The following is a 22,471-nucleotide window of genomic DNA, read 5'->3' on the forward strand; positions in this document are numbered from 1 at the left end:
TTCTTCCTAAATTACAGACAATCAAGAAGTCAAACTTATATTTATAGAGGTGAAAAGATGTCTACAATTATTTATGCACATCGAGGTGCAAGTAAGCATGCACCCGAAAATACAATGCCGGCATTTGAACTTGCTTTTGAACACGGAGCAGATGGTATTGAAACAGATGTACAGTTAACGAAAGACAATATTCCGATTTTAATCCATGATGAACAATTGAATAGAACAACAAATGGGATCGGATATGTAAAGGACTTCACCTATGAAGAGATAAAACAATTAGATGCAGGAAGTTGGAAATCTCCCTTTTATAAGGACACCAAAATTCCAACCTTAGATGACTTACTTGCATGGAATGCGGATAAGCAATTACAATTAAATATAGAACTAAAAAATAATATTATTCCATATCAGCAAATAGAGGATATTGTCTGCCAAAAGTTACATGAATATAATATGACAGCACACACGGTTATCTCTAGTTTTAACCATGAAAGTATAGCAAGGATTAGTAAGAGGAAAGAAGATATTGACTATGCATTATTAACCGGCAGACGAAATAAGAAATTAATACCTTACAGTAAAAAAATTAAAGCAAAAGGTATCCATATCAGGTATCGTCTGCTATCACACATACTTATCAGACAGGCAAATGATCATGGATTATATGTAGCAGTATATACAGTTAATTCACCCATTACTATTAACAATGCGATTCGGATGGGATGCCATGCACTTTTTACCGACATACCAAAACTAGCGGTTGACATAAAAAAAAGAAGGTCAATGGAAAGGAAATAATCGATGCAAGTACACTTTTTAGGAACTGGTGCAGGTTTGCCGAGTAAAAACCGCAACGTTACATCCGTTATATTGGAGCTATTACAGGAGCGAAATGAACTTTGGATGTTTGACTGTGGTGAGGCAACACAACACCAGATATTACATACTTCTATCAAACCAAGAAAAATAGAAAAAATATTCATTACCCATTTGCATGGAGACCATATTTTTGGTTTGCCAGGTTTGTTAAGTAGCAGGTCATTTCAAGGAGGAAAAAATCCAGTTATCATTTATGGACCTACCGGTATCAAACAGTTTATTGAAATTACACTAAGTATTAGTGAATCGAAATTATCCTACCCTATTATTGTGAAAGAACTAAAGGAAGGGGTACTTTTTAGTGATGATCGCTTTATCGTCTCGGTCAAAAAATTAGATCATGCAATTGACAGCTTTGGCTTTCGAATTGATGAAAAAGACAGTCCAGGACCATTACTGGTAGATAAACTAAAAGCGGAAGGTATTGCGCCTGGTCCTATTTACAAGCAATTTAAGGAGAATGAAACCGTCGAGCTACCTAATGGAAGAATAGTCCAATCTAAGGACTATATTGGCGAACCAAAGCAAGGTAAAAGCATTGCTATTCTTGGTGATACGCGGTTTAAGAAAGAACATGTAGCTTTCGTTAAAGACGTGAATTTGTTAATTCACGAAGCTACTTTTAGCCATGAGCAGGAGCAGCTAGCATATGATTATTTTCACTCCACAACGACACAGGCTGCAAAGATCGCTAATAAGGCAAATGTGAAGAAATTAATACTCACACATTTATCGTCACGATATCAACCAGATCAGGTCGATCAATTGTTAATTGAAGCAAAACAACATTTTGAAAATACGGTTATTGCACAAGACTTTTATTCAGCAGAGGTGAACTAGAAGGTTGAGACAACAGAGTTGTGAAAAAGGAAAAATCCGAACTATATTTGTACACTCTTACCGCTTTGGTAAAATACTTCGCTTTCACCTCAGGATACAAGTGCACAACGCTGTCACACTGTTTTTTCTAAGCCGTCGAGAACTGCTTAAGCTCACATTGCAAAGTGGATTTTAAGCTCGTGTGATTTTCGATCAGGATGAGCAAGGTCCGGCGTTGGCCACAGAGGTGACCGTTGTTACTCGACCCACAGGGAGTCTTCCTATATTGCCTACCCTGAATGAAATTGTTCGGACCCTCCTTCTCCCTATTTCGTTTTGTCCAATCCCCTATTATTGCTCCTTTAAATATTGAAACAGATCTAACTGATAGGTAATATCGTTCTTCTTCACCGCGTTTTGAACAGTAATTCCTAATAATCGGACTGGATCTGTGTTCCAATGCTCTTCTAATAACTGCTCGCTGTAAAAATAAATATCAGATGCTTTATCAATATAATTGTCTAGCTTCATTCTCCTAGTGATTGTCTTTCTATCACTGTATCGAATTGTCAATTGAAGGGTATCCCCTACAGCTGCTTTTCGTTGCAGCCGCTTTTCGACACTCTCGGAAAGAACACGTAATTGTGCCAGTAATTGGTCATAGTCAGCGACATCAACTGGAAAAGTCTGCGAGCTTCCAATACTTTTAAAACTACTTGCTCTTTCTGGATCAACAGGACGTGGGTCTTCCCCTAACGCTCTAGTTTTTAACCTTTCTCCATTTACGCCTAACAATCCCTTAAGAAAGATCGTATCTGTTTCCACTAAATCCTCAATTGTTTCAATCTGATATTTCTTTAATTTATCTGCAGTTTTTCTACCTATACCGTACATTTCCTCTATCGGTAATGGCCATAGCTTTGAAGCGACATCTCTTTTTCTTAAAATTGTAATACCATTAGGCTTTTTCATGTCTGAAGCCATTTTTGCTAAAAACTTATTTGGTGCAATTCCGATACTGCAAGGTAAATGCAAATCACTTGCCACATGTTGTTGAATCGCGACTGCAATATCAACTGGTTTACCTAAATCATAACTTTCCGTTATATCAAGGAACGCTTCATCAATCGATACAGGCTCCACATACGGTGTATAGTCTTCAAATATACGAAAGATTTGATTGGAAACTTCACGATACCGTTCGAAATTGGGTCTTTTCACTATCAATTCGGGACATAATCTTTTTGCTTCCCACAGGGACATCGTTGTTTGTACCCCTTTACGCCTTGCTTCGTAACTACTTGTTACAATGATGCCCTTCCGTTCATCTGGATTACCCGCAATCGCTAGTGGCTTCCCTTTTAATTCTGGATTATCAGCAATTTCGACCGAGGCATAAAAACTATTCATATCTACATGTAATATTACTCGCCCATTTTTTGGATACCATGCCTTCATTTAACCACGCTCATTTGGCTGATTCTTCTACAATTTTATATAATAAAACAGGGAGTTCTGTTAAATCAGCTATTTTTATTTGCTCATTTTTTGTATGAATATGTTCATATCCAACCGCTAAGTTAACGGTCGGAATACCTTTACCAGATAGGTGGTTAGCATCACTTCCTCCACCACTAACCTTTAATCTTGGCGTTTTTCCTAGTGCTTTGATGGCATTTTGTGCCACTTGAACTACTAGATCATTCTCCGAAAATTTGTAATTAGGATAGGTGTGTTTAACCTCTATATCAACAGATCCTCCCATTTGGGAAGCAGTTTGTTCCAGTGCATCACACATTGCTTGTACTTGTCGATCTAATTTTTCTTTTACTAATGATCTTGCTTCTGCTACTAATAGTACTCTTTCACATACTACATTTGTAGGTCCCTTACCTTCGAAGCTGCCGATGTTAGCAGTCGTTTCCTCATCAATCCTACCTAATGGCATTTTCGTAATAGCTTTTGCTGTTAGACTTATTGCAGAAATACCCTTTTCAGGACTTACTCCTGCATGTGCAGCTTTTCCATAGATCGTCGCATATAGCTTTGCCTGAGCAGGAGCTGCTGTAATTATAGTTCCGACATCTCCATCACTATCAAGTGCATAACCGTATTTAACGGGTAATTGTGTAATATCAAACTGTTGAGAACCTACTAATCCAGCTTCTTCTCCACTCATAATCGCAAAATAAATATCACCATATTGTATCGGATTCTCCTTTAGAATATGGATAAGCTCCAATATCGCTGATATTCCAGCTTTATCATCTGCACCTAAAATAGTTGTCCCGTTCGAATAGATAACACCATCCCGGATTTCTGGTTGAATCCCTTCACCAGGAACAACCGTATCCATGTGTGCAGTGAAATAAATTGCCGGTATGTTAGGATTTGTTCCTTTAAGTCGTGCAACGATATTGCCTGCCTCATGCCCTGTTATTTGGTTAGTACGGTCTTCCTTCACTTCTAACGCTAGCTCCTGAAAAAGTTTCATTAAATAATCAGCTATTTTTCTTTCCTTTCCTGTTTCTGAATCAATTTTAATTAGTTCGATAAATTGGTTAATGACACGTTCTTGATTAATCATTGTGGATACCCCTTTTCTTGATATTTACTTGTCCAATTTTTTATTTAGTTGTAAAATATATTTTAGTATTGTTCACAAAGGAGGATTTAAAATGGCATCTAAGCGAGAAAAACGAATGAAACTTGTTATATATATAATGATCATTGCAATGGTATTATCTACTCTAACAGCAGGATTAGCAATGTTTGTGAACTAAGTTTGTCTATACGGTACAAAAATATTCCATATACAATCCATCTTATTTTATCAGATGATACAAATTTAAACCCGTTTCATAGTCATTGAAACGGGTTTAAAACTTATCAGATTATAGAAGCAATCTAAATAATTATACTTCATCACAATATTGATCAAATAATCCTTGCAGTTTATTTACGACTTCTACAGGGCTATGTCCTTCAATTTCATGTCTTTCTACCATTTGGAGAATTTGCCCATCTTTTAATAAAGCAAAAGAAGGTGAGGAAGGCTCATATCCTTCAAAATATTGACGTGCTACTTCAGTAGCTTCACGATCTTGACCTGCAAAAACGGTAACTAATTGATCAGGCCTTTTATCATAATGAATAGCGCTAGCTGCTGCAGGTCTTGCAACACCACCCGCACAACCGCATGTGGAGTTTACCATTACTAATGTGGTGCCACTTTTAGAAAGTGCTTCTTTTACTTCTTCAGGAGTTCTTAATTCTTCAAAACCAGCTTGTGTAATTTCTTTTCTTGCAGATTCCACTATATCTCCCATAAACAAATTAAATTCCATGTTAAATGACCCTCTCTCTACATGATAAGTATCTTCTTAAATAGTAACAATTCAACGTAATTTTTTCAATTAACTGCACTTTTCTTTTGTACAAGAGGTAATGTTATCTTAAATGTTGTACCGGAGTGATCACTAGCAGCTAGTTTGATTTCACCATCATGATTTTTAATAATTCTCGAAACAACATTTAAACCTAAGCCTGTTCCAGTAGGTTTGGATGTTGAGAAAGGTTCAAATAATACGTCTTTAATGTTAGCTGGTATACCAGCTCCCGTATCACTGAAATAAATGATATATTTGTCATTTTTAACCTTGCTCTCAATTTTTATTGTACCATTATCTCCAATAGCATCTTTACTATTACGCAAAAGATTTAAAAAGACCTGTTTTAACTGTTTTTGATCAGCCAGAATGGCTTGTTCACTAATATCGGTAACAACATCAATATTTTTCGCATCCAAAGAACTATACATAAGTGGCAGCAAGTCATTTAACATATCCTTTAATGAAACGATATCTTTCTCAGGTTTTTTATGATTGGACATCAATAACATTTGTTCTACAATCGAGTACAGGCGATCTAGTTCTTTCATGATTAAATGAAAATTATATTTCTCCATTTCCTCTTTTGTCATCGATTCTTTCATTAAAGATAAAAATCCATGTATAACTGATAACGGATTTCTTATTTCATGAGCTGAACTTGCAGCCATTTCACCAACTAGAGCTAGCTTCTCCGATTGAATAATACGGTTTTCAAGTTTAGCAGATTCTGTTATATCAACAAAGAAAAGGATTTTTCCTGTTGTGATTTGATCGTGATCTTTTAGTTCTGCCTGCGAAACTAGTAAGACATATTCTCTATAATCAATCGTAAAAATCAGTTTTTTATTTTGGAAAGACTTGTTAGAGATAAGTAATTTTAAAAGAGGATATTTTTCTTGCTTTGACGAAATATCGCTAGCTGTAATCATTTCATTACGTAATTCTAATAAGTCACGAACATAAGAATTTGCCAAATATAACTTGGAATGATTGTCATACGTGATAATTCCAACAGGTAAAGAGTTCAAAATCTGCTCATGCTTCAATTTATCTGAAATAATTTGTTGAAAAGATTGCTGTAAACGAATGGACATTTGATTAATTGATTTAGCCAAACTTTCCAGTTCTAGCTGGCTAGTACTAGGTACCGTTTCTCCATATTGGCCATTTGCAATCTTGTTTACTTTCGTCACCATAGACTCAATAGGTTTTGTAATACTTTTACTCATTTTAAATGAAAAATATAAAGAAATTAACATCCCTACGACGGTTATCATAAGTAAAAAAAATAATGAATTTTCAATTATTTCAGGATATATATTGGTGTTTTGTCGTAAAGATTGAATCTCTTCATTTCTATTCCTTACAATTGTTTGTTGTATCGAGTCCAATTCAGGCAAGTATTCTGTTTCAATAATATTTCTTGCCGCATCTACTTCATCATATTTAAGTAAACCAAAAACTTTATTAGTTACAGTAAAATCTAATAACATTAACTGATTGTAAATACTTTCAATACTTTCAGGTATCGGAATTTCCTCTTTTAAATCAAGGCTACTGGTTGTATGACTATTCTCTTCAAATTCTTGTTGAAAGTTGTTTTCAAAGTCAGTTATCGAATGGTGCTGTACTAGTTGTTTTTTTACTTCTAACTCTTTCTCCCACTGGTTCAACCATACTATTTCAGGGATATTACGATCCTTGATGGTATTTGTCACTTTACTTACTTCCTCTATATATTGAATTAGTAATAGAGAAAAGCCACTAAATATAACCATAACTACAAGGAGAATGCATAATAATTTATTACGCAATGAGAACTTATGAAAAAAGGAAATCATCCGGCATTTCTCCTATCATCCAATAAAATTAATGCTGTATATAGTGATTTGTCAATTCTTCGATTGTTTTTAATTCTTCTTGAGAGAACATAGAGCCAAACGGTGCTACCCCATACACACCATCGTTGTCATTTAAGTATTTTTTTCGAAAATTAATTCCATCTTTACTTAAATAATCTTTTAAAATAGCATTGTAAGCCATTGGTACGTCATTTAAAACACTAGTTAGTACTTTATCATTAGCCATATAGGACTGATCCTCCAAGTATCCTATCGTATATATATCTTGTTCTTTTGCATAATTTATCACTTCTTGATTGTAACTATTTCCTTTCGTATAGATAACATCTACGCCTTGCTCAATCAAATTACTAGCAACTGATCTCGCTTCTGTTTTACTCGTTCTCTCAGGGACTACCTTATATATTAATTCAATTGTTTCATCAATTAATTGAATACCTTGCTGAAATCCCCAGTCCTTATCTTTGTTGTCAACAGCATCAATTAATCCTACTTTTTTGGATTTTGTTTTTAATCCAGCTGCTACACCTGCGACAACTTCTATTTCATTTTGATTGAACGTGTAAACAGCAAGATTATTAGCCATATAGTCGCCATGTACTGTTACAAACTGAACATTCGCATAATTATTGCTAATACGGTAGAATGGTTCAGAAAATTCTCTACCATGTCCAATAATTAGTTCATATCCTTGATTAACATAATCGTACACAATCGAAGACATATCATCTTCTATATTAACATGCCCATTAACTTCTGCAATCACATTATACTCTTCTTCTATAAGAAGCTTCCCTTTGTAAGCCAAACTTCCCCAGCTTTGATCAGTCAATTCATCGGTAGTTAGGATTAATACTTTTACAGGTTCTGTTGCAGGCGTATTCATATTACTTAAAATTTGATTAGACTTGACAACTAAGAAAACAACAAGGATAGATACAACAATCAATGTAATTCCCAATATGTATTTAACTTGCCTTTTTGTTTCCATACGCCTTCTCCCTTAATTGATAGTAACAAATACTATTATACATAAAAAGACAAGTTTTGAACACACTTTTACATTTTTCAGCTATTTTCGACATTTTTTTCATTATAACCCAAGTATTCCAGTGGAAATAGATAATTTTCCATTATTTCTATATAAAACCATCTATTTTGCTTCTCGCAATACAGTGCCCACCTACTAAAAATAGTGAATAGTAACTTTTTCTTGAAGACCACAATCATTCATTAGATTTTTCCCTATCTTTTGTCTTGTGGTCTACTGCTTTTCTATATAAAAATGGCATAACCATACTATAGACAAGCATATAGTTAAACAGCATTTGATTTTTAAAGCAATGAAGGAGGAGAATAGTTCATTGGAGATGTCTTTTATGGAAGGAATTGATTGGATAAGTCTACTACAGATCATTTCCATAGATATAGTTTTATCAGGGGATAATGCATTAATTATTGCAATGGCAACCAAAAACCTTCATAAAAAATACCAAAACAAAGCGATATTAATAGGTGTTGCCGGGGCAATTATTCTGCGAATCATCTTTGCTACAGGGATTATTTATTTACTTAAATTTCCACTTATCTACCTTATGGGTGGCATTCTTCTTATTTGGATTGGGTACAAATTATTAATAAAAGAAGAAGAAGAACATGAAATCACTTCTCATCAATCTTTGCACAAAGCAGTAATGACCATTATTCTTGCCGATCTCATTATGAGTCTAGACAATGTGGTAGCAATCGCAGGTGCGTCAAAGGGTAGTATTACATTACTGGCACTAGGCGTCATTGTCAGTATTCCATTAATGATATTTGGGGCAAAAATTATTGTCCATTTGTTAAAAAAATATCCTTTTCTCCTCTATCTTGGGTGCGGGATTTTAGTATATACCGGCGTAGATATGATTGTCCATGAACCGATCGTATTTAGTTTCTTTCAGTTAGAATCTGGATTGATCACCATATTATTAAGCGGAATTGTCACAATTGGTGTAATCGTCTCAGGCTATATTACCAATAAACAAATATAAAAACACAGAGCGCCCCTTGGATGAAATTTTCAACCAAGGGGCGCTATACAGGAATTCTAATCGAAAGACGTGACTACTTGCGTGAACAGCTCTGTTTATACTTGCTTGCTTTTGTACAAATTCTATGAATTGACTGTTTTTTTAACAGTTGTTTTTTTCTGTACAATCGGAACATTCCACTTCCATTTGATTGCCAGCATACGAATGGTTAAGGTAACAATTAAACAAATGTATAAACTGATGGTTGGTGTTAACAATTCATACGTGCAGATTAGTGCAATTGAACCGGCAATTGAGGCAATACCATAAATTTCTTTACGAAATACGAATGGAATTTCTCGTACAAATACATCACGCAATACACCACCGCCAATACCAGTAACTAATCCCATGGCAACAATAAGAAATGGTTGGGAATAGTCAAGACTAATGGCAGCATTGGCGCCAACTGCCGTAAATACGCCTAAGCCGATAGCATCTGAAAAAGTGATACCATGTTCAAATTTGTCAATTTTGTCATAAAATAATATCGTAGTTAGGCTGGCTAATAAGCTAACCAAAAAATATTGCGGATCCGCAATATTGGTAGGTGGTATATTGCCGATCATCAGATCTCTGATGACTCCACCAGCTAATGCGGTTGTCAACCCTAATAAAATCACACCAAATATATCTAAATTTTTTTTTATAGCAATTAATGATCCAGAAATAGCAAATGCTATTGTTCCGATGTAAACAAATGCTTCTATTAAAAACATAGCTATCCCCCACTTCTTGAAGATGAAAATATATGTTTTTGCTTTTGCCAAATACCTTCTAATTTTTCAAATAACCATTGCAGTACTAAACCTTGTATGATAACACCAAATATGGATGTTAGTGTCAATAACATAATACTTGGGAAATGGTTGATGCTTTCCAAGCTACCTGCAAAAATAAATAAATGTTGAAAGACAACGATAAAAGCGTCAGGCCAATTTTCTAACTTATTTCCCAATTTCCAAATAACGAGTGTTTCTACTAACAGCAATGCTGGTACCAAGAGTAAAAGCACGATTTTTTTCATATATGTTAATTGTTTTATATAAGGTGTTACATAGTATTTCGTAATCGTTTTAATGCGAAACAAGTAGAACAATCGTACGATTCTTGCGATTTGAAAGATCTGATCAAAGGGAATTACAGCAAGTAATAGAAATGGATTCTTTTTTATAAATTCCCATTTCTTTTTCGCTATCATTAGTCGAATAATATAATCGATCAGAAAAACTAACCAAACTACTAGATTTATAGTTGAATTAACAGAATGATCCACCCATAATGTCAAGATAGTGACCACTACTAACAGAATCATGGTCATATCATATATCAATCTAGCTTTTTGTTGCATAATTATCACCATTATTCATAACAAAATCAGGAAGAACTCCACCATTCCTTCTTGAACTTAAGATAAGATAGAAAAAATCGCAAATTCATGATATTTCCTATCGTGATTGATAGATTTTTGTTGGACAGTTACACAAATAAAGGGAAACCTTTTTGATATATGACAGGTTTCCCTTGCTTTTTTAGTATACTGTTTTTAGCTAGAAAATGAAACTGTTTTTTACAATTTTCAAGAATTTACAATTATTAATAAATTGGTGTGGTTTCACTGGATATATTCTCTAATATTGCTTTCACATGGGACATAAACGCTCCACAGATAACACCGTCTAAAACACGATGATCAAGTGACAAACAAAGATTTACCATATCACGCGCCGCGAACATATCATCAATAATTACCGGTCGTTTCACAATCGATTCCACCTGTAAAATCGCTGATTGTGGATAATTAATTACCCCCATCGATTCTACAGAACCGAACGATCCAGTATTATTTACTGTGAACGTTCCATCTTCCATATCTTCCTTTTTTAATGTTCCTGTTCTTGCTTTTTTAGAGAGCTGAGCGATTTCTTTAGCTATACCTTTAATGCTTTTTTCATCGACATTTTTTATGACCGGTACATATAACTCATGCTCATGCGCTACTGCTATTGATAAATTAATTTCATTACGTTGAATAATTTTATCTCCAGCCCAGCAGCTGTTTAATTCCGGGAATTTTTTTAATGCTTTTGCTACAGCATTTAAGAAAAAAGCAAAGTAAGATAGATTGTATCCTTCATTTTGCTTAAATTTGTCTTTTTCTGCATTACGATATGCAACCAAATTCGTAACATCCACCTCAATCATCATCCAGGCATGAGGTATTTCTGTTTTGGACCGAACCATATTTTGAGCAATTGTCCTTCTTAAACCTGTTACCGGTATTTCACGATCACCAGGTCTAGCTTGCACAGGTTGTCGGCGAATAATTGGTGGTGTAAATTCTTCCATTTGCTCACTTTGTTGTGAACGTTCTGGTACATTTTTATGACTAGTTGTGGATGGAGCTTCGTTAACATCTTCTGCTTGACCACTCGTGATTACCTCTTCGATATCTTTTCTTGTGATTCTTCCACCCTTACCCGAGCCTGTTATTGTACTTAGATCGATCTGATGCTCTTGTGCCAATCGCATAACTACTGGAGAATAACGTGTTTTCATATTTTGTTCACCAGTTGGTTGATGGTGGTCTTTCATTTCTGGTTCTCGTGAAGATAATGAGTTGTTAGAATTTTCACCTTCCACCTCTATGTAACACATTAGTTGACCAACTTCAATTGTTTCTCCCTCTTCTGCTACTAGTTCTTTTATCACTCCTGAGAATGAGGATGGTACTTCTGCGTTTACTTTATCTGTCATTACTTCTGCTATTGCATCATATTTCTCTACATAATCCCCTGCTTGGACAAGCCAATTACTCACCGTACCCTCTGTAACACTCTCACCAAGCTGAGGCATATTAATTCGTTGGACAGTCACTATTCTCACTCCTTCTTAGAATTCTGCTAAATCACGAATAGCTTGTTCTAGTTTTTCCGCACTTACCATAAACTCTTTTTCTAATGGTGGTGCATATGGCATAGCAGGTACATCTGGTCCTGCTAATCTACGAATTGGCGCATCTAGTTCGAACAAGCAATTTTCACTTATAATAGCAGATACTTCACCGATAATGCTGCCTTCTTTATTATCTTCTGTTACTAACAATACTTTCCCTGTTTTGGATGCAGCTTGGATGATTGCTTCCTGGTCTAAAGGATAAACAGTTCTTAAATCAAGGATTTCAACATTAATCCCTTCCTGTTCTAGTTTTTCAGCAGCCTGTTTAGCAAAATGCACACACAATCCATACGTGATAACTGTCACGTCATCCCCTTCACGGACAGTATTAGCTTTACCGATCGGTACAATATAGTCATCCTCTGGAACTTCCTCTTTCAGAAGACGGTAGGCTCTTTTATGTTCAAGAAATAATACCGGATCATCATCTCTGATCGCTGCCTTTAACAAACCTTTTACATCATAAGGGCTAGATGGCATGACAATTTTTAAGCCTGGTTGGTTGGCAAAAATTGCTTCAATTGATTGAGAATGATAAAGTGCCCCGTGTACACCGCCACCATATGGTGCTCTGATCGTAATGGGACAATTCCAATCATTATTCGAACGATAACGAATACGAGCAGCTTCTGAAATAATTTGATTAACAGCAGGCATAATAAAGTCAGCAAATTGCATTTCTGCAACAGGTCGCATTCCATACATTGCCGCCCCTATTCCAACTCCTGCTATTGCTGATTCTGCTAGAGGGGTATCAATTACTCGTTCCTCGCCAAATTGGTCATAAAGGTCAGCAGTCGCAAGAAAAACCCCACCTCGTTTCCCAACATCTTCACCGAGTACAAATACTTTCTCATTTTGTTCCATTTCTTCTTTTAACGCTTGGTTAACAGCTTGAATATAAGTTAAAACAGCCATTAATGATCCCCCTTTTCACCATAGACATAGTTGCTGATGGTAGAAACATCTGCATATGGTGCATTCTCAGCATATTCCGTTGCTTCATTAATCTCTTGCTTTATCGTCGCCTCTAATTCCTCATTGACTGTTTCTGTCAGATAACCTTTATCAAGAAGGAAGTTTTTGAAACGTTCTAGACCATCCTTTGATTTCTCTGTTATTACTTCATCCTTTGTTCGATAAGTCATATCATCATCATCACTAGAGTGTGGTGTTAGGCGATAGGAAACAGCCTCAATTAATGTAGGGCCTTCACCGTTTAAGGCACGATTATGAGCATCTTTTACTGCTTCATATACTGCAACTGCATCATTGCCATCGACCTTTATTCCCTTCATTCCATAACCAATAGCTCGATCTGCAATATTTTCACAAGCTACTTGCTTATTCAAGGGAACACTGATAGCATACTTGTTATTTTCCACCATAAATATAACAGGTAATTTATGAACACCCGCAAAATTCAATCCTTCATGAAAATCCCCTTGATTAGAAGAACCTTCCCCTAATGTCACAAATGATACTGCAGGATTCTTCTCCATTTTGGCAGCTAACGCAAAGCCTGCAGCATGGGGGACTTGTGTTGTAACTGGAGAAGAACCTGTTACAATCCGATTTTTCTTTTGACTAAAATGACTTGGCATTTGCCGGCCACCTGAATTAGGATCTTCCGCTTTCGCATAAGCTTGGAGAAATATATCTTTCGTTGTCATGCCAAAGTGGATGACTACTCCTAGATCACGATAATATGGTAATACATAATCTCGTTCTTTATCTAAAGCAAAAGCTGCCGCAATCTGCATGACCTCTTGTCCCTGGCATGATACAACAAACGGTATACTACCAGAACGGTTTAATAACCACATTCTTTCATCAATTCTTCTTGCTAGTAACATTTCACGATACATTTCGAGTAATGTTTCTTTATCTGTTGCTAATGAATAAGTTTGATTAACCATGTATTTTCCTCCCCTCGACTGCCAATGCAGCCTCTCCAATTATTTCACTTAAAGATGGATGTGGATATATTGCTTCTGATAATTCCAATGCTGAACCATCAAAATATTTAGCTATACTTGCTTGTCCAATCAATTCTGTTACTTGCTCTCCAATCATGTGAACACCTAATAAATCATCTGTTTGCTTATCTATTATTATTTTCGTGAACCCGCTTGTGCTGCCATTAACATGGGCCTTTCCAATTGCCTGCGATGATACTTTCTCTACTCGGTAATCATAGCCTTTTTGTTTCACTTCTTCTTCTGTAAAACCAATCATCGCAATCTCCGGATCACCATAAATACAAGCAGGAATGTCCTGTTGTCTTATTTGACTACTTCTTAATCCTGCAATATGTTCCACTGCTTTCTTTCCTTCATATGTGGCCACATGTGCAAGTTGTTGTCCACCAATAACATCACCAATAGCATAAATATGGCTTTCCTTTGTTTGAAAATGCTCGTTTACATGGATAAAACCTTTTTGATCTAACTCTATATCTGTATTTTCAATACCTATTTTATTCGTGTTGGCACTTCTTCCAACTGCAATAAGTAACTTTTCTGCTTTCAGATTATGTATTTTATTATCTTGTTGGTATGTTACTTGGATTTCGGAACCTTTTTCGATGGAAGTAGTGTCTACTGTTGCATTTTCGAAAATGGCAATGCCTTTCTTTTTTAACATTCGTTTTAACTGCTTCACGATGTCATGGTCGAATGAAGGAAGAATCTGATCTTGTGCTTCTAGTATGGTTACTTCTACTCCTACATCATGTAAGAAAGATGCCCATTCTAACCCGATTACCCCACCTCCGACAATTATCATGGACTTTGGCAATTCTGTCATTTCTATTAATTCATCTGAAGTAACAATTTGGTGATGGTCTATCTCCAAATCCGGCAGTTTACTTGCGGATGAACCTGTTGCAATGATCAGATTTTTTGGAATTAAAATATCATTTTCTCTTTCATCATCGTATTCAACGGATATCGATCCAGCAATTGGTGAAAAGATAGATGGACCTAATATACGGCCAAAGCCATCATATACATCAATATTATTTGTGCGTATTAAATGTTTTACACCTTGATGTAACGAGTTGATAACATTATCTTTTCGTTTCATCGCTTGTTCGATGCTAAATAACGGTGTGGATGTCTCCACTCCAAATTCATCAGCATGCTTTACTTGTTGATAAACAGCAGCACTTTTCAGCAATGCTTTAGTGGGAATACACCCTTTGTGTAAACAAGTTCCTCCAAGCTTTTCTTTTTCAACAATTGCCGTTTTCAGTCCTAATTGTGTTGCTCTGATTGCTGTAACATATCCTCCTGTGCCACCGCCCAAAATCACAAGATCATAATTTATCGCCATGTGTGCCATTCCTTCCTTTAATTGTATTGCTTTGCTTCCTCTACGCCTTTTAAGACTCTTAATGTTCCCTGTGCTAATGCTAACATCACATTTTCTCCGGGAAATACATGTGTATCAGCTATCCAACTAACCTGTTCGATTATTTTTTGATTTAGATAATCGTATTTAGCTAATTCCCCTGTTAGTCCGATTGCATTTACCTTCCCAGCAACCACTGTACTCATCTTTCCTATTTCTTTTGCTACTTGATAGCCTAAAACATCAAATACTTCCTTTACTTTCTCAGGCTCTGAATTCCATAGAATTTTCAGATCCGCACTTCGTTCAATATTTAGATAAGCTTTTATTCCGCTACGATTAATTAACTGATTTTGTAGATCTTCCTTTGACACACTTGAATCAAAGCTCAATTTAATTAAATCGCTATTTGGAATCGATCCTGCTCGTTCGAACGAGAATGGACCATCTCCATCAAAACCATTGTTGACATCGATCACCTGACCATATTGATGGACACCAACCGTTAAACCACCGCCCATATGTGCAATTACTAAACTAAGGTCTTCGTATTTCGCCTGCAGTTTTTTGGCTAACGATCTTGCAACAGATTTTTGGTTTAAAGCATGAAAGATACTTTTTCTTTTAATAGAGGGTAATCCTGTTTTCTTCGCTATTTCCATCATTTCGTCAACTACGACAGGGTCCACAATATAAGCATTTATATTCCATTTCGTCGCAATATCATAAGCTAATATTGCACCTAAATTTGAAACATGAACACCATTTATACTATTTTTAAGATCCTCTATCATTTGCTCATTTACCAAATAGGTACCACCTTCGATCGGTCGTAATAGACCACCTCTGCCACAAACAGCATCGATAGAAGAAATGTCGATACCTATTGACTGAATACTTTGGATAATATCTTGTTTTCTTCGATTGCGTTGTTCCATAATACCCATTTTCAAATCTTGATCGTTTAGAGGTAAAAGCTGCTCATACAAACATTCTTCGTTTTCATAGAGGGCAACTCTTGTACTTTCCACCATTGGATTAATTACTAACATCCGATATAGATTATTGGTCATGGAGCACCTCGGTCAATCTTATATTTATCCATCTTGTAATATAAATTTCGAACAGAAACACCTAAAGCTTTTGCCGTTTTTGTCTTATTAAAATCATGCTGCTTTAAAGATTCACTTATATATTCTTTCTCAAACTGGTCGATTGCTGCTTGTAATGACATACCATAGCTAGTTGTTTGAGAAAGGTTAGAGTTTTCCATCTCTTCTTCCGTTAACTGTTTTTCTGTAATAACGTCGGTTGATACATCAGTTCGCCATACAATATTCTCCAACTTTTTCTCTAATTGTGCAATATTACCTGGCCAATCGCATTTTTTCCAATATTCGATTACTTCATTATCAACCCTTTTTATATTTGTATGATAGTATCTGTTGAAATTAGCCAACATCGTGTTTACCAGTAACTGCATATCTTCTTTTCTTTCTTTTAAAGTGGGCAGTATAATTTGATAACGTTGAATTAGCTCGTAAAATGGAGTATACCAATGATCGGGTATTAACTCTAATGTAGTACCGAAGATTACACGTGTATCAGTCATCTTACGCACATAATCAAGCAATTGTTGTTGCTGACCAACTGATAGGATGTCATTGATATAAAAATATACCGTTCCATTTTTTCCTTTTTGCTCTAAATACGCTAGACCCTTATCAAATTTACCATCCTTATTTAAATCAGAAAAATTACATCTTAAAAATGGGTGTGAATGCTTGTCACTCAACGCATGAATCACCTTTGCAACCAGATATTTACCTGTTCCTTTTTCTCCTCTAATAAGCATCGGAGTTTCCAGCCTGGCATACAGCTTCACTTGCTCTCGCACGATTTTCATTCCCGGTGATTCCCCTATGATATCATCTAGTTGATAGGTCTTCTCTAACTTTCGAATAATTCTTTTTGCAATTTGTAGCTCTTGCTCACTTTTATTTAGTTTACTCGTATTTAAAAATTGTACGCATCCAATTAGCTTTCCATTTGTTTGGATTGGTTTACTTATTACCTCTATATGACTAGGCATGATCGTATCATCCTGATACACTTCTCTTGTTTCACGTCTGGCTTCCATAGCGGTTTCTGCTACCTTATGTATCCATTTTTCAGCATAAGGACTTAAATCCTCTAATTCATCCCACCAACCGTCACTAATTAACCACTCCTCATTACTATCAACAAGTACAACGCGGAATTTGGTATGACTATTTACTACTATTTCTTGAAGAACTGCTTGTATCAGATCTATATTGGTTAAATTACTGGCACGCTGCTGAAACGTTGTAAATTCCTCAATGAATAGTAATACTCCGAGCAATTGTCCGTTTTCACTCAAGTAAGGTGAATATCTTGTAACAACTGATTTTCCACTCTTTGTAATTCTGTCGTGTTTCTCTATAGGTTGGTACAGTTGTTTCACTTCCATGGTAGAAGCGTCTTCCAAAAGTGCATTAATAGGGATTTTTTGAATTCCTTCATCAAAACCAATAATATCTTTCGCTAATTGATTAGCATAAGAAACTTTATCATCTTTATCAACCATTATGAAGCCAATCTGTAAGCTATCAAAGACTTGCTTATTCCCACCCAGTAAGTTTGCAGTTATTTTCATCACATCCTGCATAATTTTTCATATAACAATGATAAAACTTATTGCAAGTTTTTGCAAGGTGTAGCTTTTTTCTTTTATTGTCGCTTTTTGCTATAATATAAGTATGGCCAATGTAATAGGGGGAAAGATATTGAGAATTATTGCGTTATTATTGTTAGTTTTACCTGCTGTAATTGCCACATATGGGATTAAATTAATGAGAGATGCATTTTTCGGTGAATTAACTCCGATATTTGTTCATATAATCATTCAATTTATTGCTGGACTTGGATTTTTCGCTGGAGGACTATATTTTATCGGAGGATTTATTCTACATAGAGATAGAAAGCGGCATCTAACGAAAGGCGAAAAAAATAACAGGTATTCTTGATAGGAATACCTGTTATTTTTTATTTAATCAAAGCTATTCATATCCTAACTTGTAAAGAACGTTTCGTACAACGATTTAACAGCATCATTCACTTTATCTGCTTTTATACCAAACATCATGGACACTTCAGAAGACCCCTGATTCATCATCTCAATATTGACATTTGCTTTTGAAAATGCATGTGTCGCTTTATCTGCTAAACCTACTGTACTATCCATCCCCTCACCGACTACCATAATTAAGGCTAGATCACGGTCAATATTAACAGTATCCGGCTCTAGTTCTTCTTTAATACGTGCAATTACACGTTCTTCCTTTTCTTTTGTCAGACGTGATTCCCGAATAATAACGGAAAGATCATCTATACCTGAAGGAGTATGCTCGAAGGAAATATCTTCATCTTCTAAAATGGTTAATAATTTACGACCGAAACCTAATTCTCTGTTCATTAGATATTTACTTACATAGATACTAACAAATCCGGTATCACTAGCTATTCCAACAACAGGATTTGGTTGTGGTTCTTTCTTTGATACAATGATTGTCCCTATTCCTTTAGGATTATTTGTATTTTTGATACAGACTGGAATATCTGCTTTAAAAGCTGGAATAAGCGCCTCGTCATGAAACACAGAGAATCCCGCATATGATAGTTCACGCATTTCTTTATATGTCAACGAAGTAATTTCCTTAGGATTCTCCACAATCGTTGGATTCACACAGTAAACAGAATCCACATCTGTAAAGTTTTCATATAAATCTGCTTTTACCCCTGCAGCTACGATGGAACCAGTTATATCAGAACCGCCACGGGAAAAAGTAATCAATTTACCGTCCTTTGTGTAACCGAAAAAGCCTGGTATAACCACAATCTCTTCTCGCTCTCTTAACTTGTACAATTGATCATAGCTCTCATCTAAGATTTGAGCACTACCAGGATTATCACTTACAATTATGCCGGCTTCCTTTGGATTTAAATAAGTTGCTTTTAGTCCTATTGATTGGAGATATGCACTTAATACTTTAGCAAGTGAATCTTCCCCGGTTGCTTTCAGTGCATCCATTTTTAAGGCGTTGCTTTGATCAGACGCAAGAATCCCCTGGACTCCATCCTTTATTTCTTGAATAATTTGGTCAGAAATGTTTAATTCGGCTGTAATCTTTTGAAATCTCTCTAATACTGTTTGTAGCTTTCCTTCGTATGCTTGTTTGCTAAAATAAGCCTCCCCTAGTTCGATAAGCAAATCTGTCACCTTGACATCATCAGAATACCTTTTCCCAGGTGCAGATACTACGATCACTTTACGTTCTTTATCATCTTGAATAATAGTTGCTACCTTCTGTAATTGCTCAGCATTAGCTACTGAACTTCCTCCAAATTTAGCTACTTTCATGTTTAACCTCTCCAATAATTATTTTTATGCCAATAAAAATATTATCATATTTTTATCAGAATTGTTATACAAAAGTAGTATATAAACTGAAATATATTGAAGATTTAGACAGCTTATGTAAATGAGATGAATGACATCTCAAAATTTTCGTTTAAATGAACTAACATTTTCACTATCAGTTCTAGCTTTCTCTCTGTTCTTTCGATCATATTCGCTCAAATAGTTGGAAATAAAAAATCGATCATGATAAAGTATCTATAGGTTGAATAGGTTGGAGGGTTAAGCTTGAATTGGAGATTTTGGGAAAGTATTACTTATGAGGATTATGTTAATATCGCCATAAGTATCGGGATAATATCACTTGCATTTTTATTTAGAAAGCTGTTTACTAAATACATTTTCTATTTGTTGCAAAAGTTGGTCAAAAAAGGTAATAGCGTATTTCTCGATTACGCTTTAAAAGCCTTCGAACAACCATTACGCCTTCTGATTATTGTGATCGGTGTATATATAGCTATTGATTATTTTCCATATATAAATCAAGAAAATCAGTTGTTTGCTCAGATCATTAGAGTAAGTTTTATTTTCGCGATCACTTGGGGATTATTTAATTTATCTTCGAGCTCGTCACTACTTTTTATGAAAATTAGTGAAACGTTAAATTTTGAAATTGATCAAATATTAATTCCATTTTTATCTAAAGCTGTGCGAATAATAATTGTAGCTATTAGTTTAAGTGTAATTGCGCAAGAGTTTGGTTATGATGTGAGCGGATTTGTTGCTGGTCTAGGACTTGGTGGTCTAGCCTTCGCCTTAGCCGCACAGGAAGTCATTAAAAATTTATTTGGTGGAGTTGTAATTATAACAGAAAAGCCGTTCTCTATCGGACAATGGATTGAGACACCGACGATTGAAGGAGTTGTAGAAGATATTAATTTCCGTAGCACCATTATTCGTACATTTGCTGATTCAGTTATTACGATACCGAACTCCACTTTATCAAATGAACCGATCACAAACTGGAGTCAAATGGGAAAACGCCGAATATCGTTTAATTTAGGTGTAGAATACAGTACAACAAAAGAACAACTCGAAGAAGTCATCAATAAAATCAGAATATACTTAGAAAACAATGAAGACATTCATCCAGAAACTATTTTTGTTCGTTTTTCTGAGTATAATGATAGTAGCTTAGATATTATGCTGTATTTCTTTACCAATACTATTGAATGGGAAGAATACTTAAGGATTAAAGAAGAAGTGAATTTTAAAATAATGGATATTCTTGAAGAAGCTAACGTGTCTGTTGCATTTCCCGCACGTTCGATTTATTTAGAAAATGAAAGCCACGAATTCATGAAAAATTCAATTCAAAAGGAAGATGATAAAAACATCACCCAATAATAGGGTGATGTTTTTTTACTATAGTATGATTAATTTTAAAGCAAAATGAAGGATGACTATTCAGTTTTTGAAAGTATCTAGCTAGCGCGATGCTCTAATCTTAATCTGTCAGCAACCATCGCAATAAATTCGGAGTTGGTCGGTTTTGCTTTAGAGACACTTACTGTATAACCGTTGATATATCGGGCTTTTGCAATCTACGCAATCATACTTTGTTGGGTTGTAATAAAAGTAGTTTATCGCCTTAATAATTATTATTTATTGGTATAATTGTATGACATCTTTATTCAAAAGACAAGTCTTTTATATTATTTTCTGAGAGCAATAACATATTATAATAGGTAGAAACTCGTTTTTATCCTATAATATCTTTAATAACTTTAGATTCTTTTCTCCTCACTCTTTTCTTCCATACTGCTTTTTGTTTTGATCAATATCTTTATTGACTGGGTGTGTTTTATAATATTCCTTTATACCTTCGGCTATAGTATTTGCTAGTTCTTTCCTTGTTTCTTCTTGATTTTCTTTATAGTTATCCCTTACCTTAAAAGAAAAGGAATAATTTTCATCTTCGTATACTTTTATTGACTCTTTTGTGGGATCTTTCATTTTATCACTTCTTCTCCTTTTTAACTAGGTGCTTATAATGTGCTTTAACTATGTCGGCTATTGTGTCAAAAAACTCTCTTCTTGATTCCATTTGTGTTTCTTTATAGTTTTCAGCCATACTGTAATAAAAAACATAATCTTCATCTTCATAAACCTTAATAGGCTCTTTAATAGGTTCTTTCATTTTGTCACTCCTTTCCCTTTTTAATTAGGTGCTTATAATATTTCTTTATTCCATCTGCTATTGCGCTAGCTAACTCTCTTCTTGTTTCCTCTTGGTTTTCTTTGTAATTTTCAACTATACTATAATAAAAAACGTACTCTTCATCTTCGTATACTTTTATTGACTCTTTTGTGGGATCTTTCATTTTATCACTTCTTCTCCTTTTTAATTAGGTGCTTATAATATTTCTTAATTCCTCTTGCCATTACATTTGCCAATTCTTTTCTTGTTTCTTCTTGGTTCTCTTTATAGTTATCTCTTACCTTAAAAGAAAAGGAATATTTTTCATCTTCATACACTTTTATAGGCTCTTTTGTAGGATCTTTCATTTTAAAAAACACCTCCCTCAATAAATTAATTATTTCTTAGAATTTCGCCGTTTTTCTTTGATTTTTTATGGTTTTGTTGCTTTTGAATCAATTGGTGGCCACCAATTGATTCAAAATTAGGTT

At 35.0% G+C, this 22,471-nt stretch carries 24 protein-coding genes and 1 pseudogene; 6 read left to right on the forward strand and 19 right to left on the reverse strand.

The genetic code is table 11. The features are described 5' to 3' along the window. Window positions 1-57: 57 nt before the first annotated feature. Window positions 58-801 carry a glycerophosphodiester phosphodiesterase gene (locus tag ACTNEP_RS13690; RefSeq protein WP_441162577.1) on the forward strand — a complete coding sequence of 248 codons (744 nt, stop codon included), beginning with the start codon at window positions 58-60 and terminating at the stop codon, window positions 799-801. Between the two features lie 3 nt (window positions 802-804). After that, window positions 805-1,722, forward strand: coding sequence for a ribonuclease Z (rnz, locus tag ACTNEP_RS13695; protein WP_441162578.1), 918 nt, complete (start codon window positions 805-807; stop codon window positions 1,720-1,722). Window positions 1,723-2,052: 330 nt separating this feature from the next. On the opposite strand, the gene ACTNEP_RS13700 is transcribed toward rnz, so the two are convergent. Together ACTNEP_RS13700 and ACTNEP_RS13705 are read right to left on the reverse strand one after the other, a co-directional pair. Then, on the reverse strand, window positions 2,053-3,159 hold the full coding sequence (locus tag ACTNEP_RS13700; protein ID WP_441162579.1) for a DNA polymerase IV: 1,107 nt from the start codon (window positions 3,157-3,159) through the stop codon (window positions 2,053-2,055). A 10-nt stretch (window positions 3,160-3,169) separates the two neighbouring features. After that, complete coding sequence (locus tag ACTNEP_RS13705) at window positions 3,170-4,288, reverse strand: M20/M25/M40 family metallo-hydrolase (RefSeq protein WP_441162580.1); 1,119 nt, start codon at window positions 4,286-4,288, stop codon at window positions 3,170-3,172. Between the two features lie 91 nt (window positions 4,289-4,379). On the opposite strand from ACTNEP_RS13705, the gene prli42 reads away from it, so the two are divergent. Beyond that, on the forward strand, window positions 4,380-4,484 hold the full coding sequence (gene prli42, locus ACTNEP_RS13710) for a stressosome-associated protein Prli42 (protein ID WP_441162581.1): 105 nt from the start codon (window positions 4,380-4,382) through the stop codon (window positions 4,482-4,484). A 132-nt stretch (window positions 4,485-4,616) separates the two neighbouring features. On the opposite strand, the gene ACTNEP_RS13715 is transcribed toward prli42, so the two are convergent. From ACTNEP_RS13715 to ACTNEP_RS13725, 3 genes are all read right to left on the reverse strand, one after another. Then, window positions 4,617-5,048: a BrxA/BrxB family bacilliredoxin gene (locus ACTNEP_RS13715; RefSeq protein WP_441162582.1), complete on the reverse strand. Its 432-nt coding sequence runs from the start codon at window positions 5,046-5,048 to the stop codon at window positions 4,617-4,619. 65 nt (window positions 5,049-5,113) lie between these two features. Continuing rightward, entirely contained in the window at window positions 5,114-6,811 is a 1,698-nt protein-coding gene (locus ACTNEP_RS13720; protein WP_441162583.1) for an ATP-binding protein, read from the reverse strand. Window positions 6,812-6,962: 151 nt separating this feature from the next. Further along, entirely contained in the window at window positions 6,963-7,946 is a 984-nt protein-coding gene (locus ACTNEP_RS13725; protein WP_441162584.1) for a BMP family ABC transporter substrate-binding protein, read from the reverse strand. 379 nt (window positions 7,947-8,325) lie between these two features. Here ACTNEP_RS13725 and ACTNEP_RS13730 point away from each other — a divergent pair, with 379 nt between their 5' ends. Next, entirely contained in the window at window positions 8,326-8,991 is a 666-nt protein-coding gene (locus tag ACTNEP_RS13730) for a TerC family protein (protein WP_441162607.1), read from the forward strand. A gap of 122 nt (window positions 8,992-9,113) precedes the next feature. On the opposite strand, the gene ACTNEP_RS13735 is transcribed toward ACTNEP_RS13730, so the two are convergent. From ACTNEP_RS13735 to ACTNEP_RS13770, 8 genes are all read right to left on the reverse strand, one after another. After that, window positions 9,114-9,749, reverse strand: a complete 636-nt coding sequence (locus ACTNEP_RS13735; protein ID WP_441162585.1) for a trimeric intracellular cation channel family protein — start codon at window positions 9,747-9,749, stop codon at window positions 9,114-9,116. 2 nt (window positions 9,750-9,751) lie between these two features. Next, the gene (locus ACTNEP_RS13740; RefSeq protein ID WP_441162586.1) at window positions 9,752-10,381 is read right to left on the reverse strand and encodes a transporter; all 630 of its coding nucleotides are present in this window, start codon (window positions 10,379-10,381) and stop codon (window positions 9,752-9,754) included. 245 nt (window positions 10,382-10,626) lie between these two features. Next, entirely contained in the window at window positions 10,627-11,886 is a 1,260-nt protein-coding gene (locus ACTNEP_RS13745; RefSeq protein ID WP_441162608.1) for a dihydrolipoamide acetyltransferase family protein, read from the reverse strand. Between the two features lie 36 nt (window positions 11,887-11,922). Beyond that, window positions 11,923-12,906 carry an alpha-ketoacid dehydrogenase subunit beta gene (locus ACTNEP_RS13750; RefSeq protein ID WP_441162587.1) on the reverse strand — a complete coding sequence of 328 codons (984 nt, stop codon included), beginning with the start codon at window positions 12,904-12,906 and terminating at the stop codon, window positions 11,923-11,925. Further along, window positions 12,906-13,907, reverse strand: coding sequence for a thiamine pyrophosphate-dependent dehydrogenase E1 component subunit alpha (locus ACTNEP_RS13755; protein WP_441162588.1), 1,002 nt, complete (start codon window positions 13,905-13,907; stop codon window positions 12,906-12,908). Before ACTNEP_RS13755 ends, ACTNEP_RS13750 begins: the two co-directional genes overlap by 1 nt. Then, window positions 13,900-15,324: a dihydrolipoyl dehydrogenase gene (lpdA, locus tag ACTNEP_RS13760; RefSeq protein ID WP_441162589.1), complete on the reverse strand. Its 1,425-nt coding sequence runs from the start codon at window positions 15,322-15,324 to the stop codon at window positions 13,900-13,902. Before lpdA ends, ACTNEP_RS13755 begins: the two co-directional genes overlap by 8 nt. A 17-nt stretch (window positions 15,325-15,341) precedes the next feature. Next, complete coding sequence (gene buk, locus ACTNEP_RS13765) at window positions 15,342-16,415, reverse strand: butyrate kinase (protein WP_441162590.1); 1,074 nt, start codon at window positions 16,413-16,415, stop codon at window positions 15,342-15,344. Continuing rightward, window positions 16,412-18,019: a helix-turn-helix domain-containing protein gene (locus tag ACTNEP_RS13770; protein WP_441162591.1), complete on the reverse strand. Its 1,608-nt coding sequence runs from the start codon at window positions 18,017-18,019 to the stop codon at window positions 16,412-16,414. The genes buk and ACTNEP_RS13770 overlap by 4 nt, the downstream gene beginning before the upstream one ends. A 130-nt stretch (window positions 18,020-18,149) precedes the next feature. Between ACTNEP_RS13770 and ACTNEP_RS13775 the strand changes: the two genes are divergently transcribed. Continuing rightward, window positions 18,150-18,389: a DUF2627 domain-containing protein gene (locus tag ACTNEP_RS13775; RefSeq protein WP_441162592.1), complete on the forward strand. Its 240-nt coding sequence runs from the start codon at window positions 18,150-18,152 to the stop codon at window positions 18,387-18,389. A 44-nt stretch (window positions 18,390-18,433) separates the two neighbouring features. Here the strand turns inward: ACTNEP_RS13775 and ACTNEP_RS13780 are convergent, their stop codons facing one another. Further along, window positions 18,434-19,783: an aspartate kinase gene (locus ACTNEP_RS13780; RefSeq protein ID WP_441162593.1), complete on the reverse strand. Its 1,350-nt coding sequence runs from the start codon at window positions 19,781-19,783 to the stop codon at window positions 18,434-18,436. A 285-nt stretch (window positions 19,784-20,068) separates the two neighbouring features. Between ACTNEP_RS13780 and ACTNEP_RS13785 the strand changes: the two genes are divergently transcribed. Then, entirely contained in the window at window positions 20,069-21,187 is a 1,119-nt protein-coding gene (locus ACTNEP_RS13785; RefSeq protein ID WP_441162594.1) for a mechanosensitive ion channel family protein, read from the forward strand. Between the two features lie 77 nt (window positions 21,188-21,264). Here ACTNEP_RS13785 and ACTNEP_RS13790 read toward each other — a convergent pair. The 5 genes and pseudogenes from ACTNEP_RS13790 to ACTNEP_RS13810 all read right to left on the reverse strand — a co-directional run. After that, window positions 21,265-21,360: pseudogene (locus ACTNEP_RS13790) on the reverse strand (sporulation transcription factor Spo0A); the annotation flags it as partial. A 223-nt stretch (window positions 21,361-21,583) separates the two neighbouring features. Then, window positions 21,584-21,796, reverse strand: coding sequence for a hypothetical protein (locus ACTNEP_RS13795; protein ID WP_441162595.1), 213 nt, complete (start codon window positions 21,794-21,796; stop codon window positions 21,584-21,586). A gap of 4 nt (window positions 21,797-21,800) precedes the next feature. Continuing rightward, window positions 21,801-21,980 (reverse strand): hypothetical protein, encoded by a 180-nt coding sequence (locus tag ACTNEP_RS13800; protein ID WP_441162596.1) that lies wholly within the window; start codon window positions 21,978-21,980, stop codon window positions 21,801-21,803. Between the two features lie 4 nt (window positions 21,981-21,984). Further along, the gene (locus ACTNEP_RS13805) at window positions 21,985-22,164 is read right to left on the reverse strand and encodes a hypothetical protein (protein ID WP_441162597.1); all 180 of its coding nucleotides are present in this window, start codon (window positions 22,162-22,164) and stop codon (window positions 21,985-21,987) included. A gap of 4 nt (window positions 22,165-22,168) precedes the next feature. After that, window positions 22,169-22,348 carry a hypothetical protein gene (locus ACTNEP_RS13810; RefSeq protein WP_441162598.1) on the reverse strand — a complete coding sequence of 60 codons (180 nt, stop codon included), beginning with the start codon at window positions 22,346-22,348 and terminating at the stop codon, window positions 22,169-22,171. Window positions 22,349-22,471: the final 123 nt, after the last annotated feature.

It is taken from the genome of Gracilibacillus sp. HCP3S3_G5_2 (assembly GCF_052063305.1).
Classification (GTDB): Bacteria; Bacillota; Bacilli; order Bacillales; family Amphibacillaceae; genus Gracilibacillus.

Bases quoted from the DNA above. Each gene is read 5' to 3' on its own strand.
- ACTNEP_RS13690 (WP_441162577.1), top strand. From the start codon at position 58: ATGTCTACAATTATTTATGCACATCGAGGTGCAAGTAAGCATGCACCC.
- rnz (WP_441162578.1), top strand. From the start codon at position 805: ATGCAAGTACACTTTTTAGGAACTGGTGCAGGTTTGCCGAGTAAAAAC.
- ACTNEP_RS13700 (WP_441162579.1), bottom strand. From the start codon at position 3,159: ATGAAGGCATGGTATCCAAAAAATGGGCGAGTAATATTACATGTAGAT.
- ACTNEP_RS13705 (WP_441162580.1), bottom strand. From the start codon at position 4,288: ATGATTAATCAAGAACGTGTCATTAACCAATTTATCGAACTAATTAAA.
- prli42 (WP_441162581.1), top strand. From the start codon at position 4,380: ATGGCATCTAAGCGAGAAAAACGAATGAAACTTGTTATATATATAATG.
- ACTNEP_RS13715 (WP_441162582.1), bottom strand. From the start codon at position 5,048: ATGGAATTTAATTTGTTTATGGGAGATATAGTGGAATCTGCAAGAAAA.
- ACTNEP_RS13725 (WP_441162584.1), bottom strand. From the start codon at position 7,946: ATGGAAACAAAAAGGCAAGTTAAATACATATTGGGAATTACATTGATT.
- ACTNEP_RS13730 (WP_441162607.1), top strand. From the start codon at position 8,326: ATGTCTTTTATGGAAGGAATTGATTGGATAAGTCTACTACAGATCATT.
- ACTNEP_RS13735 (WP_441162585.1), bottom strand. From the start codon at position 9,749: ATGTTTTTAATAGAAGCATTTGTTTACATCGGAACAATAGCATTTGCT.
- ACTNEP_RS13740 (WP_441162586.1), bottom strand. From the start codon at position 10,381: ATGCAACAAAAAGCTAGATTGATATATGATATGACCATGATTCTGTTA.
- ACTNEP_RS13745 (WP_441162608.1), bottom strand. From the start codon at position 11,886: ATGCCTCAGCTTGGTGAGAGTGTTACAGAGGGTACGGTGAGTAATTGG.
- ACTNEP_RS13750 (WP_441162587.1), bottom strand. From the start codon at position 12,906: ATGGCTGTTTTAACTTATATTCAAGCTGTTAACCAAGCGTTAAAAGAA.
- ACTNEP_RS13755 (WP_441162588.1), bottom strand. From the start codon at position 13,907: ATGGTTAATCAAACTTATTCATTAGCAACAGATAAAGAAACATTACTC.
- lpdA (WP_441162589.1), bottom strand. From the start codon at position 15,324: ATGGCGATAAATTATGATCTTGTGATTTTGGGCGGTGGCACAGGAGGA.
- buk (WP_441162590.1), bottom strand. From the start codon at position 16,415: ATGACCAATAATCTATATCGGATGTTAGTAATTAATCCAATGGTGGAA.
- ACTNEP_RS13770 (WP_441162591.1), bottom strand. From the start codon at position 18,019: ATGAAAATAACTGCAAACTTACTGGGTGGGAATAAGCAAGTCTTTGAT.
- ACTNEP_RS13780 (WP_441162593.1), bottom strand. From the start codon at position 19,783: ATGAAAGTAGCTAAATTTGGAGGAAGTTCAGTAGCTAATGCTGAGCAA.
- ACTNEP_RS13795 (WP_441162595.1), bottom strand. From the start codon at position 21,796: ATGAAAGATCCCACAAAAGAGTCAATAAAAGTATACGAAGATGAAAAT.
- ACTNEP_RS13800 (WP_441162596.1), bottom strand. From the start codon at position 21,980: ATGAAAGAACCTATTAAAGAGCCTATTAAGGTTTATGAAGATGAAGAT.
- ACTNEP_RS13805 (WP_441162597.1), bottom strand. From the start codon at position 22,164: ATGAAAGATCCCACAAAAGAGTCAATAAAAGTATACGAAGATGAAGAG.
- ACTNEP_RS13810 (WP_441162598.1), bottom strand. From the start codon at position 22,348: ATGAAAGATCCTACAAAAGAGCCTATAAAAGTGTATGAAGATGAAAAA.